Origin of the sequence: Neptuniibacter sp. QD34_54 (assembly GCF_047778055.1) — a bacterium.
GTDB lineage: Bacteria > Pseudomonadota > Gammaproteobacteria > Pseudomonadales > Balneatricaceae > Neptuniibacter.
This window is the reverse complement of sequence record NZ_CP180546.1, coordinates 519255-534442: the sequence shown is the minus strand read 5'-3', so window position 1 is coordinate 534442 and position 15188 is coordinate 519255. Positions and strand designations below refer to the sequence as shown.

The following is a 15188-nucleotide window of genomic DNA, read 5'->3' as shown; positions in this document are numbered from 1 at the left end:
TACGGCTGTATACATGAATAAATCACTTATCGTTTTAACTTGTGTCTTCGCCTTATTACAAGGCTGTCAAAGCACCCCAACGAAACAGACACAAGAAGTTACCTCCGAGCCAGTTAATTACGTAGATGGCGAGTTCAACCAAGAATCTCTTTACGATTTATTACTTGCCGAGATTGCAGGGCAGCGCAGGCTCTTCCCAGTAGCCCTGGAGAACTACCTCAAACAAGCTGAGAAAAGTCAGGACTCTGGCGTTGCAGAACGCGCCACACGAATTGCTCAATACCTAAGAAACCCTGACAAAGTCATTCAGGCGTCCCGACTTTGGCGCGAAATTGCTCCGTCTAATCCAGAGCCTTATCAAATAGAAGCGAATATGCTTCTACATAAAGGCAAATACACCGAGGCACTGCCTTTGGTTGAGAAGGCCTTAGAGTTCGATCCATTACGCACCTTGGCTTTGATTCGTGGGCAAGTAGAACGTATTGATCCCCAAGTCTTATCCGGCTACATCACGATGCTAAATAAACATCGTCAATCAGCCGATCCTCGCTCCGATCTCGAACTGACTCTAGCATTGCTGCATCGAGCTAATAACAACGAACAGGCGTCACTCACCTCTTTTAATCGCGCCCTTACGATAGACCCCGAGAATCCAGAAGCGTTGATACAAAAAGCTGAACTGCTGCGTTCTCAAAACAAAGTTTACGATGCACTTAAGCTTATCCGCTCTGCTTTTGAACAACAGCCGAATAACCGTCAGCTGCATATTCTTTACACACAGCTGTTATTCCAAAATAAGCAATCTAAACAAGCGGTCTCTCAAGCAAAAGAACTGCTAAAAAACAATTTAAAAGATCATCAGTTAACCTACTACTTAGCCCTGTTGATGCTCGAGAATGAAGCACCTAAAGACGCTAAAGCAGCCTTTTTGCGATTACTTGAACTAAAACCTGAGGACACGTCACCGCATTTTTATTTGGGCCACATCGCTCAGTCGGAAGAGAAGCGTGATCAAGCGATTGAAAATTACAGCTCTGTAAAAAATGGCTCTAACGTTCTGCAATCCCTATCTCGAGTCAGCTCGCTTCTTAAAGATGTAGAAGACAAACCTCGCCTACAGCAGATTTTATCTGATGCCAGAGCTAGCATGCCTAATCAGGCCGCATCAATTTACACATTAGAAGCAGAATGGCTAAACCTCCATAATCTAAAAGAGGAAGCCCTAGCTGTATTAGAAGATGCGCTAGCACTCTTTGTTGATAACACTGCACTGCTATACACCCGGGCCATGATGGTGGAATCCACTGATTTCCCACAGGCAGAGAAAGATCTACGCAGGGTATTAGAATTAGAACCCGGCAATGCTACAGTGCAGAATGCATTGGGCTACACCTTACTTCTACATACTGAGCGTTATGAAGAAGCTTACAAATTGATTCAAGCCGCATTAACTACAGAACCTGAAGATCCTGCCATTTTAGATTCAATGGGTTGGGCTTTGTTTAAATTGGGTAGAAATCATGAAGCCGTAACTTATTTAGAAAAGGCTCATGCTTTATATTCCGATCCTGAAGTCTCTAGTCACCTCATTCAGGTATATTGGGCAATAGATCAAAAAGAGAAAGCTCGTTTACTGCTCCAAAGAAGCCAAAAAGACAATCCTGGTGACCCTTTCCTAGAAGAAGCAGCACAGCTAATTAACGCAGAGTAATTAAACAAGATGTTAAAAAAGTACCTTGGGGCGTTGCTGTGCCTATTATTAGCGGGCTGTAGCTTACAAAAAACGCAGATACCATCAACCAGCGATATTTCTTGGGAAACTCGTCAAAGTCTGCTTAAAGATATCTCTGATTGGGAAGCTAGCGGCAAGATAGGCATTCGCACACCCGAGGACAGCCAATCAGCCAGTTTAAAATGGCTACAAGAAGGCTCTGATTATCAGATAGATATACGTGGACCTTGGGGACAAGGCGGCGCATCTATTGCTGGAAACCCACAAGAAGTTACCGTTGATATCGCCGGCGAAGGAACGTTTACCGGCACCAATCCGGAAGAAATCCTCCATCAACAGTGGGGCTGGGCTCTGCCTGTCAGTGATATTTTTTGGTGGATCAGAGGGCTACCTTCGCCTCACTCACATTACGACCAAACAATCGTCGATGAAAGACTTGCACAATTAACCCAACAAGATTGGAAAATTGAGTATCTTCGCTATAACCAACAAACACCTGCGTTGCCTACTAAGATGCGTTTGCAGTACCGTGATTTGAAAGTCACCATTGTGATTAAAACGTGGATAAAACTATAGTCAACGGGAAACACCCCAACATTAATTTCATTCTCGCGTAGCCATCACAGAAAGCCCGCAATTACGCTCTGAATACTAGCAGCCCCTCCCCCTGCTTTAGTTTGACTTTTAACCACGAGTCTTGGATAATCTGCGCCTCTTTCAACGGGAGGCCGGTCCTCCAAGAGGAATAATGTTGGGGTATCGCCAAGCGGTAAGGCACTGGATTCTGATTCCAGTATGCGGAGGTTCGAATCCTCCTACCCCAGCCAAATGCCTATGAACGGTTCCCGATCTACAGATTCCGAACAAATTACAATCGAAAAGGTGCACGCCGTGTCCAAGATGATGGTCTTCACCGGCAACGCTAACCCTGATCTGGCGAGAAAAGTAGTTGATCGCCTAGATATTCCTATGGGTAAAGCGAATGTTGGTCGTTTTAGTGATGGCGAAGTAAGCGTTGAGATTCAGGAAAACGTACGTGGTAAAGACGTATTTATTATCCAGTCTACTTGCGCGCCAACTAACGACAACTTGATGGAGCTGATTGTACTAGCCGACGCTCTTCGTCGCGCTTCTGCTTCACGTATCACAGCTGTTGTACCTTACTTCGGCTATGCACGTCAGGATCGACGTCCACGCTCTGCTCGTGTACCTATCACTGCAAAAGTAGTTGCAGATATGATGGATGCTATCGGCATTGACCGCGTACTGACAGTTGACCTACACGCTGACCAGATTCAGGGCTTCTTCTCTGTACCTGTAGATAACGTTTACGGTTCACCTGTTCTACTGGACGACATCGTTGATCAGGAATACGACAACATCTTAGTTGTTTCTCCGGACGTTGGTGGTGTAGTTCGTGCCCGCGCAGTTGCTAAGCAACTTGATTGCGACCTAGCAATCATCGACAAGCGTCGTGAGCGTGCTAACGAATCTCAAGTTATGAATATCATTGGTGATGTTGAAGGCCGTACTTGCGTATTGGTTGATGACATGTGTGATACTGCCGGTACGCTTTGTAAAGCGGCTAAAGCACTTAAAGATAACGGTGCAGCACGCGTTGTAGCTTACGCGACTCACGCCGTACTTTCTGGCCCTGCAGTAAGCAACATCACTAATTCTGATCTAGATGAATTTGTTGTTACAGATACGATTCCACTGTCTGAATCCGCATCTAAGTGCGACAAAATTCGTCAGCTAACACTTGCTCCGCTTCTAGCTGAAGCTGTGCGCCGTGTTTGCAATGAAGAATCCATCAGCGCGATGTTCCGTTAAGGGCAACTCGCTGGTAAAGCAACTTACTCAATAACGAGTAAGTTTTTCCACCCTCGGGTGATTGCTGCAAAGCCTGGTCGCAAGGTTTTGCAGCTTATTTATTTAAAGGTATTAAAAATGTCTAACTTTGTAGTTAATGCAGTAGCACGTGCTGACGAAGGGAAAGGTGCGAGCCGCCGCCTACGTCGCGAAGGTCTAGTTCCTGGTATCGTTTTCGGTGGTGACAAGCGTAAGAAGCCTGCTTCTATCTCTGTTCCTAACAACGAACTAGTTAAAATGATCGAAGACGACGCGTTCTTCTCTTCTATCCTAACTCTGTCTTTGGACGGTAAAGAAGAGCAAGTGATCATCAAAGATCTACAGCGCCATCCTGCTAAGCCAGTTGTACTGCACGCTGACTTCCAGCGCATTACTAAATCCAACAAGATCAAAATCACTGTTCCTGTTGTATTCTCTGGTTTCGAAAAGTCTCCTGCTTCTAAAGCAGCGTGCAAATTCGCAGCTGAGAAAAATACTGTAGAAGTTCTATGCCTACCGGCTAACCTTCCAGAAACTCTGGTTGTTGATCTTTCTGCATGTGATTCTGATCAGGTTCTTCACCTGTCTGACATCACTCTTCCTGAAGGCGTTGAGATTGTTTCTCTACGTCGTGGCGGTGACCACGATCAGGGTATCGGTTACGTATACGCGCCTCGCGGCAGCAAGTAATCGGTACAAGCATCCAGCATGAAAGACAAGATCCAGCTCATCGTTGGCTTGGGTAATCCAGGCGATAAGTATGCGCAAACCCGTCACAATGCTGGTGCTGAGTTTGTCGAGCAGCTTGCTGCTCGACATCTCGCTCCCCTAAAGCCCGAAAAGAAGTACCACGGGCTCTACTCTAAAGCTCAGATCGGAAACCAAGTGATTCATCTTTTGGTTCCTACCACATTTATGAATCTGAGCGGCCAGGCTGTAGCAGCACTGGCAAGCTTCTACAAAATACCACCCGAAGCGATCTTAGTCGCTCATGATGAGCTCGATATTCCACCAGGTATTGCGAAATTTAAGCAAGGTGGCGGTCATGGTGGTCATAATGGTTTGCGCGACATCATCAGCAAACTAGGTAACAACAAAAATTTCTACCGTTTACGCCTTGGTATTGGCCACCCAGGCCACAGCAGCCAAGTAAGCGGTTTTGTTCTGAAAAAAGCTCCAGCTAAAGAACGTGATGCCACAATGGCAGCTATCGATGAAGCTGAACGTTATTTGGAGCTTGCTATTGCCGGTGACTGGAACAAAGCGATGAACCAGTTACACAGTTTTTCAGCTAGCTAGATTACTCACAGGATTCAATCATGGGTTTTAAATGCGGTATTGTAGGCCTACCTAACGTAGGTAAATCGACTCTTTTCAATGCGCTAACAAAAAACGGTATTGCGGCGGAAAACTTTCCTTTCTGCACCATTGAGCCGAATGCAGGCACAGTATCTATGCCTGACCCGCGTTTAGACAAACTAACAGCGATTGTTAATCCGGAACGCACAATTCCAACAGCGATGGAATTCGTAGATATTGCAGGTCTTGTTGCTGGCGCCTCTAAAGGTGAAGGTCTTGGTAATAAATTCTTGGCAAACATCCGCGAAACAGACGCAATTGCGCACGTTGTACGTTGCTTCGAAGATGAAAACGTAATCCACGTCGCAAACAAGATTGATCCACTGTCTGATATCGAAACTATCAACCTTGAGCTAGCACTTGCTGATTTAGAATCCTGTGAAAAACAGCTTCAACGTATCCAGAAGCTAGCAAAAGGCGGAGATAAAGAAGCCGTTGCTCAAAAAGCGATGCTTGAACGAGTAATCCCTCATCTTGAAGAAGGTAAGCCAGTACGCGGCTTAGGCCTTGATGAAGATGAGATGAAAATAGTTAAAGGCTTCCACCTTCTTACCGTGAAACCAACAATGTACATTGCAAACGTTGATGAAGATGGTTTCGAAGATAACGCTCACCTAGATACAGTTAAAGAGCTAGCAGCATCGGAAAATGCCGGTGTAGTAGTGGTTTGCAACAAGTTGGAAGCTGAGATCTCTGAGCTAGATGATGAAGAGCGCGATGAGTTCCTAGCTGACTTAGGTATGGAAGAGCCTGGCTTAGACCGCGTTATTCGCGCTGGTTACGAATTGTTAGGCCTACAAACCTACTTTACTGCTGGCGTGCAGGAAGTTCGCGCATGGACAGTTAAAGTCGGCGCAACAGCCCCACAAGCAGCTGGTGTTATCCACACCGACTTCGAGAAAGGCTTTATCCGTGCTGAAGTTGTAAGCTACGACGATTTTGTTGAGCACGACGGCGAAAATGGCGCGAAAGACGCTGGTCGCTGGAGACTTGAAGGTAAAGATTACATCGTTCAAGACGGCGATGTCGTACATTTCCGCTTCAACGTTTAAGCAGACAACTGTACAAAAAAAAACCGGCTTTAGTAGCCGGTTTTTTTTATTCAAAAATTCCTGAAATTTCATGCAGTAATCTATTGACACCCCCGCCCGAAAGTAGAATAATGCGCGCCTCTGAGACGTGGCAATATAGCTCAGTTGGTTAGAGCATCGCATTCATAATGCGAGGGTCGCAGGTTCGAGTCCCGCTATTGCCACCATGTTTCAGTCTATGCTGGGGTATCGCCAAGCGGTAAGGCAACGGGTTTTGATCTCGTCATGCGGAGGTTCGAATCCTCCTACCCCAGCCACTATTGAGCTTAACTCTCCGAGTTAATCTGAGTGGCAATATAGCTCAGTTGGTTAGAGCATCGCATTCATAATGCGAGGGTCGCAGGTTCGAGTCCCGCTATTGCCACCATGCTCTAAAAAGAAAGTGTGCTCAAATCTTAGTTGGGGTATCGCCAAGCGGTAAGGCAACGGGTTTTGATCTCGTCATGCGGAGGTTCGAATCCTCCTACCCCAGCCACTTTCTTCTGCCTTTTAGTACCAGTTTAACTTTATGAAAGGTCAATTCTGACCTAGACACATCCAATTCGATACAATACTAGAACGCTCAATCCTTCGTTAGTTAAAAACTACAATCAGTAATCTCTCGTCAGCTATTTAAATTTTTTCACGTCTTCATTCTGCTGATTTTTATCTTCTATAATTAATACTCTGCATCTGTTTAACACTTCAGTGATATCAAACAAAAACTAATGCAATTTTTAAGTTATACATTCAATTGAATTAATATATTCTCTGTCTATAAGGATTTAGCGAGCAGGAGATCATTCAGGCATGTCTGAAGTTATTGATATTGACGGAAACGCCCTTTTAGAAAAATACGGCACTGGGCAGCAGACTCGTAAACAACGCCTGAGAAAAAATGTTCAGCTTCTATTTCTTGGCCTGAGCGCCGAAGAAACCGCTCCCCTGATTACACTTCTTAGAACTTCACGCATATCTCCTCGCGGCAAACAGGTTAATACCGAGCAAGAGTTTCTAGACGCGCTAGGTGAACGCTCATGGGATCTTATTCTTTGCACTATCGATCGAGGCGACTTCACTTCAAAGCTCGCTATAAGCCACCTCAAACGCTTAGACAAAGATATCCCTGTAATACAGATCATCCCTAGCTCGGATAGCCAGTTATTGTTACAAGGGCTTAAAAGCCATATCCAAGCAGTCGTTCCCTTAGATGAAAAAGAACTTGTCTTGATTAATGTTCGTCGGGAACTAGATCAGCTCGATTACCGTAGACGCTTACGTAAAGCCGAAGCAGCCTTAGCTGAAGCGGAAAAACGCTCACAGCAGTTAATGGATAGTTCACGCAACCCAATCGTATGTTGTGACCACCAAAAGATAATCTACTGCAATGACAGTTTTCTTGAACAGTTCGGTTTAGATTCGAAGAAAAAGGCCATTTACAAACCATTGGTCGATTTCTTTGCGTTTGATGATCGCCCCGAATTTACAGAGCAACTAAATTCCCTTGAAGAAGGAAACAGCGGTGACCTGATATTACAACTATCAGCTCAGCGCAGTGATCATTCAGAATTCACCGCTAATATGGAACTTTCGCGCTCGGACTATAATGGTTCTATAGTTACTCGCGTATTGTTCCATGTTGATGAGAACAGCCATCACAATCTTCTCAGTGAAGATCTCGATTTCGTATCCGGTTTGTTCAATAAAGATTATCTACACAAACAACTAGAACAGGTTACACAAAAAGCATTGCGTGGCGGTAACGATAGATGTTTGATGTATATAGAGTTGGACCAACTGGATCAGATTAAAAGCAAGTTTAGTCATGAAGGTAGTGACCAGCTTATTCGGGATATCTCAGCTCTTCTGGCTAAAACGGTAAACAAAGCACATTTACTCACCCATCCGGCTGAAAATGCTTTCGCTATCGTATTCAACGACCCCAATATAAAAACAGCAGAAAGCTTTGCTGAAAAGCTATGTAAAAAAATTGCCCATGTTCACTCTAGTATTGCCGGCGTCGATGTCCAATCAACCTGCTCTATTGGTTTAGTGGCCATTACCGATAGTACACCTCCGCCAATTGAACTACTCAATCGCGCTAAAGCTGCAATTTGCACCTTACGCGAAGAAAACCCGCAGGGTAATGGCGTGAGCATCTATATCCCAGAGGCAGCATTATCTGAGCAAGAAGAAGATGAGTTTGATCAGCTAAGGAAAGCCGTAGATAACAATCAGTTCAAATTGTTATTCCAGCCAATCGTAAATCTAACCGCTGATGATCAAACACACCATCACTATGAGGCGTTATTACGCTTAGTGAATGATGAAGAGGTTGAGCTATCCCCTAACGATTTCATGAGCGCTATAAGCGATGCAGAAACTGCGGTTAAAGTTGATCGATGGGTTATTGAGAATTGCTTGAAACAGCTTAAAAAAACACTCAACCAAGAACACAAAAATGTTATTTTCATTAACATCTCTGCTCATGCTCTAGGAGATCAACATCTATTAACCTGGCTTTCTGGGGTACTACGTAAAAATAATATCCCTGCAGAAAGGCTTGTCTTCCAGATCAGTGAATCAGATATATCCATTGCACCTAAACAGGCTCAAGGCTTCGTAGAGAAACTAACTCGCATCCACAGTCGTGTTTGCATAAAGCACTTTGGTAGCGTGCCTAATTCACAAAATGTGCTATCGACTGTCCATTCTGACTTTATAAAACTCGATGGTGCCTTTATCCCTGAATTAGGCTCAGACCCAGAGCAAGATGAAGAGTTCTTTAGCATGGTGCAACAGCTAAGCAGTCTAGACAAGATATCTATTGCGCCGCTTGTAGAGAATACCAAGACAATGGCGAACCTGTGGAAAGCAGGGATCGACTATGTGCAGGGCTACTATCTTCAGCCTCCAAGGGAAAAAATGGATTACGACTTCTTTGCCGAATAATAAAAAAGCCGCTAAACAGCGGCTTTTTTATTTTTGCTATTTCACTGTATCTCGATCTCTAAAACCGATCAGATACAAGATTCCGTCAAGACCTAATGTAGAGATAGCCTGTTTCGCACTTTCACGAACCAATGGTTTAGCTCGGAATGCGATACCTAATCCAGCAATCGAAAGCATTGGTAGATCATTAGCACCATCACCAACTGCAATTGTCTGTTCTAAACTCACACCTTCTTTTTCGGCAATTTCGCGTAACAGTTCTGCTTTACGCTCACCATTAACCACTGTGCCTCTAACTTCACCTGTCACTTTGCCATCAGCATCGATATCAAGCTCGTTGGCATAGACATAGTCAAAGCCAAGCTTCTTTTGCAGATGGGAAGCAAAGTAATTAAAGCCGCCCGATAAGATAGCTGTTTTAAAGCCAAGCGCTTTCAAGTTAGACACCAACTCTTCCGCGCCTTCGGTCATCGGTAGGCGTTCAGCAATTTGATCCAACACCGACACATCCAAGCCTTTCAGCAGAGCCATTCGACGCTTAAAGCTTTCGTTAAAATCGATCTCACCACGCATAGCCGCTTCAGTGATCTCTGACACCTGATCACCCACACCTGCTTCTTTAGCTAGCTCATCAATAACTTCTGCCTCAATCAGCGTAGAGTCCATATCAAATACTACTAAACGGCGATTACGGCGATAGATATTATCTTCTTGGAAAGCGATATCTACATCTAGATCGCTCGCTGTATTTAAAAACTCAGCTTTCAGTTTCTCAGCATCAGCAGGCGCACCACGCACAGAAAACTCCACACATGCTTTGGTCTGGTCAGAGGTTTCATCCAAACTTATACGGCCTGAGAGACGGTTGATGTTATCGATGTTAAGCCCATGGCTCGCTGCGATTTCGGTCACGCGCGCGATATGTTTAGAGCTCAATTTACGAGACAGTAGCGTAATGATATGACGAGATTTACCTTGCCCTTCAACCCAATGTTCATAGTTCTCTTCTTCCACAGGCTGGAAGCGGATATTCATGTTCAGCTCGTGCGCTTTAAAAAGAATATCTCTTAGCAGTGGCGAAGACTCGGCCGATTTAGGCACTTCAATCAAGATACCTAAAGATAAGGTATCGTGGATCACAGCCTGACCAATATCCAAAATATTGATCTCGAATTCCGCCAAAATATTTGTGATCGCTGAAGTCACTCCCGGCTTATCTTCACCGGAAATATTGAGCAAAATAATCTCTTTCATCGAAAGGGTTCCAAAGGAATCTTTAATTGCTGGCGATTATAACAAAGCCAGATTACAGGGCCTATTCATTATCACTCAGAAGCAGGCTGGACTGGGCTAAACTCAACCCTACATTTCAAACCGGCAGGCAGTAATTGATCTTTATTCGGGATTTCCACACTAATAGCAAACGTACTACTTGCAGCATCAATAAGAGGGTCCACTCGATTCACTTTACCTTCATAAGCCTGTTCTGGGCGCCCTTCAGCATACAACGTGATAGGCATGTCTTTTTTGATCTGACCATAATATTGGGAACGCATAATCACTTCTGCGTGAAGAGGATCAAGCGAGACAATTTTTAAGAATGGCTGATCATCAACAAGTTCACCTGGTTCGAGTAACCGTTCAACCACAACGCCATTGATTGGGCTTTTCGTTTGGCGTAGAGATAAACGTACATAAGATTCGCTAGCTGTAAGCTCGGCCAAACGCTGCTCTGTAAGCATCTCATCTCGTTCATGATCAGACAACAGGCCTTTTTTGTACAAGACCTCATTACGTTTAACTTTACGCTTAGCAAAATCTACGCGCGCTCGGGCTGTCGCTAAAGCAGCTCGCTCTAGGCGAGAGTTAAGTTTCATGACGACTTGGTCTTTTTTAACTTTATCGCCACGACCTAAACTCAATTCGCTAATAACGCCTGATACCTCACTACTCAGTTCAATCTCTTTGCTAGGCTCTAACAAACAGCTCAATTGGCCATCGCTTAATTGATTATGTTCAACCGCACTGACCAACGGCGAAACACCGAGAAGTAGAACCAATAGTGGAGAAATGTATTTCATATCAAAAAACCTAAACTTTGCTGCTAGTAAAAGACAAAATTTCGCGCTGACGTTCGTCTTGCTTTAACAAATCCGCACGCATACGTGCATGATCTGCCTCGAGTTGCTTTTGGGCCCTACGCATTAATTTCAACAGCAGCCAGTTTTTAAACCCTTTTGGAAGCGGCCATTTAAAGACGCGCTTTAAATAATTAGAGAACTGCTCAGACAATATCGAGTCATCCAAAGACAAGATAACTTCAAAGCTCCCCTGATCGCCCTGACGCGCACAGCGACCTTCTAACTGCCGGTCGATTCGTGACGCTTCATGTAACTCGGTTAAAATCACATGTAGCCCACCCGCTGACTCGACTTCATCATTTAGCTTTATATCGGTACCGCGCCCAGCCATATTGGTCGCAATAGTAACACAACCTGGATCACCCGCATTCGCAACTATTTCGGCTTCTAACTGATCTTGTTTAGCATTTAATAACTGATGCTGCACATCCATCGCCTGCAGACTTTGGCTTAGTAATTCCGAAGCAGCGACGGAGTGTGTCCCAACCAATGAGGGGCGCTGTGCTTTGTGTAGAACTTTGATCTGTTCGGCAACCTTGTGCCACTTATCACTCTCGTCTATGTAGACATTTGCCCCGAGTTTCTTTCTACGGCTTGGTTTATTGGTTGGGATAAACACCACAGGCAAGCCATAAACTTGCCATAACTCTGAGGCCACCTCTTTTGCAGTACCAGTCATACCACCGAGGTGATGATAAAAACGGAAGAAGTTCTGAAAACTGATACGCGCTAGTGTCTCTCGAGGATTACTGAGTTCACAGTCCTCTTTAATTTCGATCAGTTGGTGCAACCCTCGCTCCCAACTTCGATCTTCCATTACTCGGCCAGTATGCTCATCAACAATAAGAATTTTGCCGTCTTTAACGAGATAATGTTTATCACGAATAAACAGATGCAGTGCCGTTAGTGCCTGAAAAACTAATTCAAGACAACGTACTCGCCCTACCCAAAAAGGCCCCAGCCCATCGGTTAATTGCAGCACATGCATTTCACCATCATCAGTAAAAGCAACGCGACGCTCTCTGAGGTTGACCTCGTAATGCTTATCTAGCTCTAGTTCAGAAGCGATTGCCATCGCTTGCTGATAGACCTCTTGCTGCTCCTCTTGCTCAATCTCAGGGCCTGAAATAATCAGCGGCGTTCTAGCTTCATCTAATAAAACACTGTCTGCCTCATCGACAATAGCGAAATGCAGCCCACGAAGCATCAAACTATCTAGCATCTGTTGATTACCCTTTAAACGCTCGGCATGCAAATTCAGCTTATGCTGCTTGCCCTCTAGCACAATGCTGTCTTTTAGATAATCGAACACCAACTCTTTATTGGTACAGTAAACAACATCTTTAGCATAGATATCACGCCTCTCCATGGGACAAAGACCATGGACAATAACACCAACATCAAGACCCAGTCGGGTATAGATTGGCGTCATCTCCTCAGCATCACGAGCAGTAAGATAATCGTTCACTGTCACAACATGGACAGGCACTCCAGCAAAAGCCGCTGTCGCAGCAGAAAGTGTGGCGGTTAGAGTCTTACCCTCCCCCGTTTGCATCTCTGCAATATTGCCGTGAAACATCGCTAAGCCACCAAGTAACTGGCTATCAAAATGTTTCATACCAAGGGTTCTACCCGCAACCTCACGCACCAAAGCAAAGCTTTTAACCATTAGTGCAGACGTGATGCCCTGTTTAAACAAAGCCTGTCTAATCTCAGTGATATGATTATCTAATTGCTCATCGGATAGACCTTCAAGTTTTCGAGCTTCGTTATGGATGGACGGCAAAAAACGCTTATAAGCCTTAAGGGACGCTCGGAACGGACGATTTAGATAAGCAGATAGGCTATGTGACAAGCGCTCCATCCGATCCTGTTTGTGGATAAAAAGCTGAGGACGCTCTAATACAGTTTGCGGCAGTCGCTGAGGCCGTTTATACATCAAACTGCCTCAAGAACACACGCCTTACCGCACGATACCAACGATAGATCAGAGGCTCAGGATCATGTTCTATCAGTACATAGACGCGCTCATCATAACGATTTTTTGGCGCATCAATGACAGATAAGTCGATCCGAAAATGGCTACGGAAACTCTTCAAACCATCTTCACTTTTCGGGTCAGGTGCAATTCGTCCACCACCATCAGTACTTAACACCTTACTCGGCAGTTGCTGAGTTGTAGCAGGCAATGCTCGAACAATTTCACCTTTATAGGTTTCATTTGGATTAGAGGCGAATCGCAACTCAACTGAACGGTTCTGGGTACGCACCTGATCTATCTCATCCTCAGAAACCATCGCAACTAAGGAGAGCTGGTTATAATCCACGACATATCCAATCAACTCACCACGATGGACATAGCGTCCCAGAATTCGATGAGCATCAGGGACAACAAATTCGCCAGTAGCAGAGCTATAGAGATTCACACCTTTAAGGCGTTCTAGCGCCCTTTGATATTCACGTTGAATAAACCGCAATTCTTCTCGTAAAATTTCACTGGCCGCGCGGTCTCTTAGGCTAGCTTCGAGTCTAATTTCAGCTTCAGCTATCTGGGCCTTAAGCACGTCTACTTTAGCTTCGAGATCAGGGGCTGAGAATTTAAGTAACAACTGCCCTTCGACCACAGTCTTACCTGAAGGCACGTCTAAAGATTCAACAAAACCTGAAACTTGCGAGCGCACATAAGCATCCTGCGGTACCCATAAAACACCTTCGGTCTGCGTTTTATATGGCGCAGGTAAAAAGCCTATCAACGCGACCACCGATACAATGATCAGCGCAGAAATGGTAAGCACTCGTCCCTTCTTACTTCTTAGTTCAGGATCCGTTGCAGGTTTGATAATTGTCTTAAGTACTGGCATAAGGAGGGTTGCCCAAATTGACCAAAACGCGAGAAGGCTACCAATCACAAAGTATTGCGTTGCGACAAACAAGGCAATCGCAACCATAACAAACAATCGGTAAATATATGCAGCAGAAGCATAGCAAGCTAGCCAAGTCCCTTCACTGGTTGAGTTAGCAGGCGCAGTGAGTTTCTTGACGCCATAAAGGTACTTTTTGGTTAGATAAGCTACCTGACTGTTACCTCTAGACGCTAAATTAGGTATTTCCAAAAAATCAGCAAGAACGTAGTAAGCATCAAATCGAAGTAGTGGATTGCCGTTAAACAGCAAAGTAGAAAATCCACCGATTAGCATGGTATTAAACGCGACCGCTCGAACGATACCTGGTTCAGCCAAAACCCACACCATCATCGCAATCGCGGCAACCATCAACTCGACCATAATGCCGATCGCGCCCACCAGCATGCGCTGATATTTATTCCTAAATGCAGTTGCCGCACTGGCATCCACATAAGGTACGGGGAACAGCACCAGTAACATCACCCCCACCTCATGCACTTCGCCCCCCCAACGCTTCACAGCGTAGGCGTGGCCAAGCTCATGAATCACTTTAACAAAGGGATACACTAGAGCAATCAACAAAAGGTTTTCGACGGCTAAGACTCGGTCACTAATATTCTCAGTTAGCGCCCCCCAATGGACTATCGAAAGCGTTAAACCAAACAGCACGATCGCTGCCCAAAGAAATAAACCAAACCAAGAATAAAACGGCCGAACCAACCACATGGTTGAAGACAAGAATCCCTCTGGGTCCATCATGGGAATACGGACACTCAATGGGGATTTGAGCTGCTGGATAATCTTCTTCTGTGCTTGTTCTCGTCTGCGAACTTGCAGCTCTTCAATATCGGGCAGAATATCGGATTGAATAACATTCGCACGGTTGAGCTGCGCCACCAACTGAATGACTTCATCCTGAGTTGGCATACCATCGCCTAATCGCTTACAGGCCACATCCCAGATCTGTTGCAACGTTCTGCGGCCATCCATCAGGCCGATGATCTGGTAAGCTTCAGGGGAAAAACGTTGAAATTGACCGGTAACATGGTCTTGTAGCACATACCACGTTTTACCTCTGTATTGATGCCGATGAATATCCGCATGCTTCCTCATGCGGATCTTAAGTTCAGCTACGCGGTACCATGAAGCACTAAACAGAGAAACAGACACAATGCCTCCC

11 protein-coding genes and 5 tRNA genes are annotated in these 15188 nt (G+C 45.0%); 12 read left to right on the top strand and 4 right to left on the bottom strand.

Going from position 1 to position 15188, the window contains the following annotated elements:
• Window positions 1–13: 13 nt before the first annotated feature.
• From ACMXYP_RS02235 to ACMXYP_RS02180, 12 genes are all read left to right on the top strand, one after another.
• Window positions 14–1711 (top strand): tetratricopeptide repeat protein, encoded by a 1698-nt coding sequence (locus ACMXYP_RS02235; protein ID WP_415883377.1) that lies wholly within the window; start codon window positions 14–16, stop codon window positions 1709–1711.
• 9 nt (window positions 1712–1720) lie between these two features.
• Window positions 1721–2308, top strand: coding sequence for a lipoprotein insertase outer membrane protein LolB (gene lolB, locus ACMXYP_RS02230; protein ID WP_415883376.1), 588 nt, complete (start codon window positions 1721–1723; stop codon window positions 2306–2308).
• Window positions 2309–2484: 176 nt separating this feature from the next.
• Window positions 2485–2559: transfer RNA gene (locus tag ACMXYP_RS02225), tRNA-Gln, on the top strand.
• Window positions 2560–2623: 64 nt separating this feature from the next.
• Window positions 2624–3565, top strand: coding sequence for a ribose-phosphate pyrophosphokinase (locus tag ACMXYP_RS02220; protein WP_415883375.1), 942 nt, complete (start codon window positions 2624–2626; stop codon window positions 3563–3565).
• Window positions 3566–3682: 117 nt separating this feature from the next.
• A complete protein-coding gene (locus ACMXYP_RS02215) occupies window positions 3683–4273 on the top strand; it encodes a 50S ribosomal protein L25/general stress protein Ctc (protein WP_415883374.1) in 591 nt (196 codons plus the stop codon).
• Window positions 4274–4291: 18 nt separating this feature from the next.
• Entirely contained in the window at window positions 4292–4882 is a 591-nt protein-coding gene (gene pth / locus ACMXYP_RS02210) for an aminoacyl-tRNA hydrolase (protein WP_415883373.1), read from the top strand.
• A gap of 20 nt (window positions 4883–4902) precedes the next feature.
• Window positions 4903–5994, top strand: coding sequence for a redox-regulated ATPase YchF (ychF, locus tag ACMXYP_RS02205; protein ID WP_415883372.1), 1092 nt, complete (start codon window positions 4903–4905; stop codon window positions 5992–5994).
• A 129-nt stretch (window positions 5995–6123) separates the two neighbouring features.
• Window positions 6124–6200 (top strand) — tRNA-Met (locus tag ACMXYP_RS02200).
• A 15-nt stretch (window positions 6201–6215) separates the two neighbouring features.
• Window positions 6216–6290 (top strand) — tRNA-Gln (locus ACMXYP_RS02195).
• 33 nt (window positions 6291–6323) lie between these two features.
• Window positions 6324–6400 (top strand) — tRNA-Met (locus ACMXYP_RS02190).
• Between the two features lie 33 nt (window positions 6401–6433).
• Window positions 6434–6508, top strand: a tRNA-Gln gene (locus ACMXYP_RS02185).
• Between the two features lie 314 nt (window positions 6509–6822).
• Window positions 6823–8964 (top strand): EAL domain-containing protein, encoded by a 2142-nt coding sequence (locus ACMXYP_RS02180; protein ID WP_415883371.1) that lies wholly within the window; start codon window positions 6823–6825, stop codon window positions 8962–8964.
• 36 nt (window positions 8965–9000) lie between these two features.
• Here the strand turns inward: ACMXYP_RS02180 and serB are convergent, their stop codons facing one another.
• The 4 genes from serB to ACMXYP_RS02160 all read right to left on the bottom strand — a co-directional run bounded on the left by serB (window position 9001) and on the right by ACMXYP_RS02160 (window position 15178).
• Complete coding sequence (serB, locus tag ACMXYP_RS02175) at window positions 9001–10218, bottom strand: phosphoserine phosphatase SerB (RefSeq protein WP_415883370.1); 1218 nt, start codon at window positions 10216–10218, stop codon at window positions 9001–9003.
• Between the two features lie 71 nt (window positions 10219–10289).
• The gene (locus tag ACMXYP_RS02170) at window positions 10290–11045 is read right to left on the bottom strand and encodes an efflux RND transporter periplasmic adaptor subunit (RefSeq protein WP_415883369.1); all 756 of its coding nucleotides are present in this window, start codon (window positions 11043–11045) and stop codon (window positions 10290–10292) included.
• Between the two features lie 10 nt (window positions 11046–11055).
• The gene (locus ACMXYP_RS02165; RefSeq protein ID WP_415883368.1) at window positions 11056–13044 is read right to left on the bottom strand and encodes a preprotein translocase subunit SecA; all 1989 of its coding nucleotides are present in this window, start codon (window positions 13042–13044) and stop codon (window positions 11056–11058) included.
• Window positions 13037–15178: an efflux RND transporter periplasmic adaptor subunit gene (locus ACMXYP_RS02160; protein WP_415883367.1), complete on the bottom strand. Its 2142-nt coding sequence runs from the start codon at window positions 15176–15178 to the stop codon at window positions 13037–13039. Before ACMXYP_RS02160 ends, ACMXYP_RS02165 begins: the two co-directional genes overlap by 8 nt.
• Window positions 15179–15188: the final 10 nt, after the last annotated feature.

Bases quoted from the DNA above. Each gene is read 5' to 3' on its own strand.
- ACMXYP_RS02180 (WP_415883371.1), top strand. From the start codon at position 6,823: ATGTCTGAAGTTATTGATATTGACGGAAACGCCCTTTTAGAAAAATAC.
- ACMXYP_RS02165 (WP_415883368.1), bottom strand. From the start codon at position 13,044: ATGTATAAACGGCCTCAGCGACTGCCGCAAACTGTATTAGAGCGTCCT.
- ACMXYP_RS02235 (WP_415883377.1), top strand. From the start codon at position 14: ATGAATAAATCACTTATCGTTTTAACTTGTGTCTTCGCCTTATTACAA.
- pth (WP_415883373.1), top strand. From the start codon at position 4,292: ATGAAAGACAAGATCCAGCTCATCGTTGGCTTGGGTAATCCAGGCGAT.
- lolB (WP_415883376.1), top strand. From the start codon at position 1,721: ATGTTAAAAAAGTACCTTGGGGCGTTGCTGTGCCTATTATTAGCGGGC.
- ychF (WP_415883372.1), top strand. From the start codon at position 4,903: ATGGGTTTTAAATGCGGTATTGTAGGCCTACCTAACGTAGGTAAATCG.
- ACMXYP_RS02215 (WP_415883374.1), top strand. From the start codon at position 3,683: ATGTCTAACTTTGTAGTTAATGCAGTAGCACGTGCTGACGAAGGGAAA.
- serB (WP_415883370.1), bottom strand. From the start codon at position 10,218: ATGAAAGAGATTATTTTGCTCAATATTTCCGGTGAAGATAAGCCGGGA.
- ACMXYP_RS02170 (WP_415883369.1), bottom strand. From the start codon at position 11,045: ATGAAATACATTTCTCCACTATTGGTTCTACTTCTCGGTGTTTCGCCG.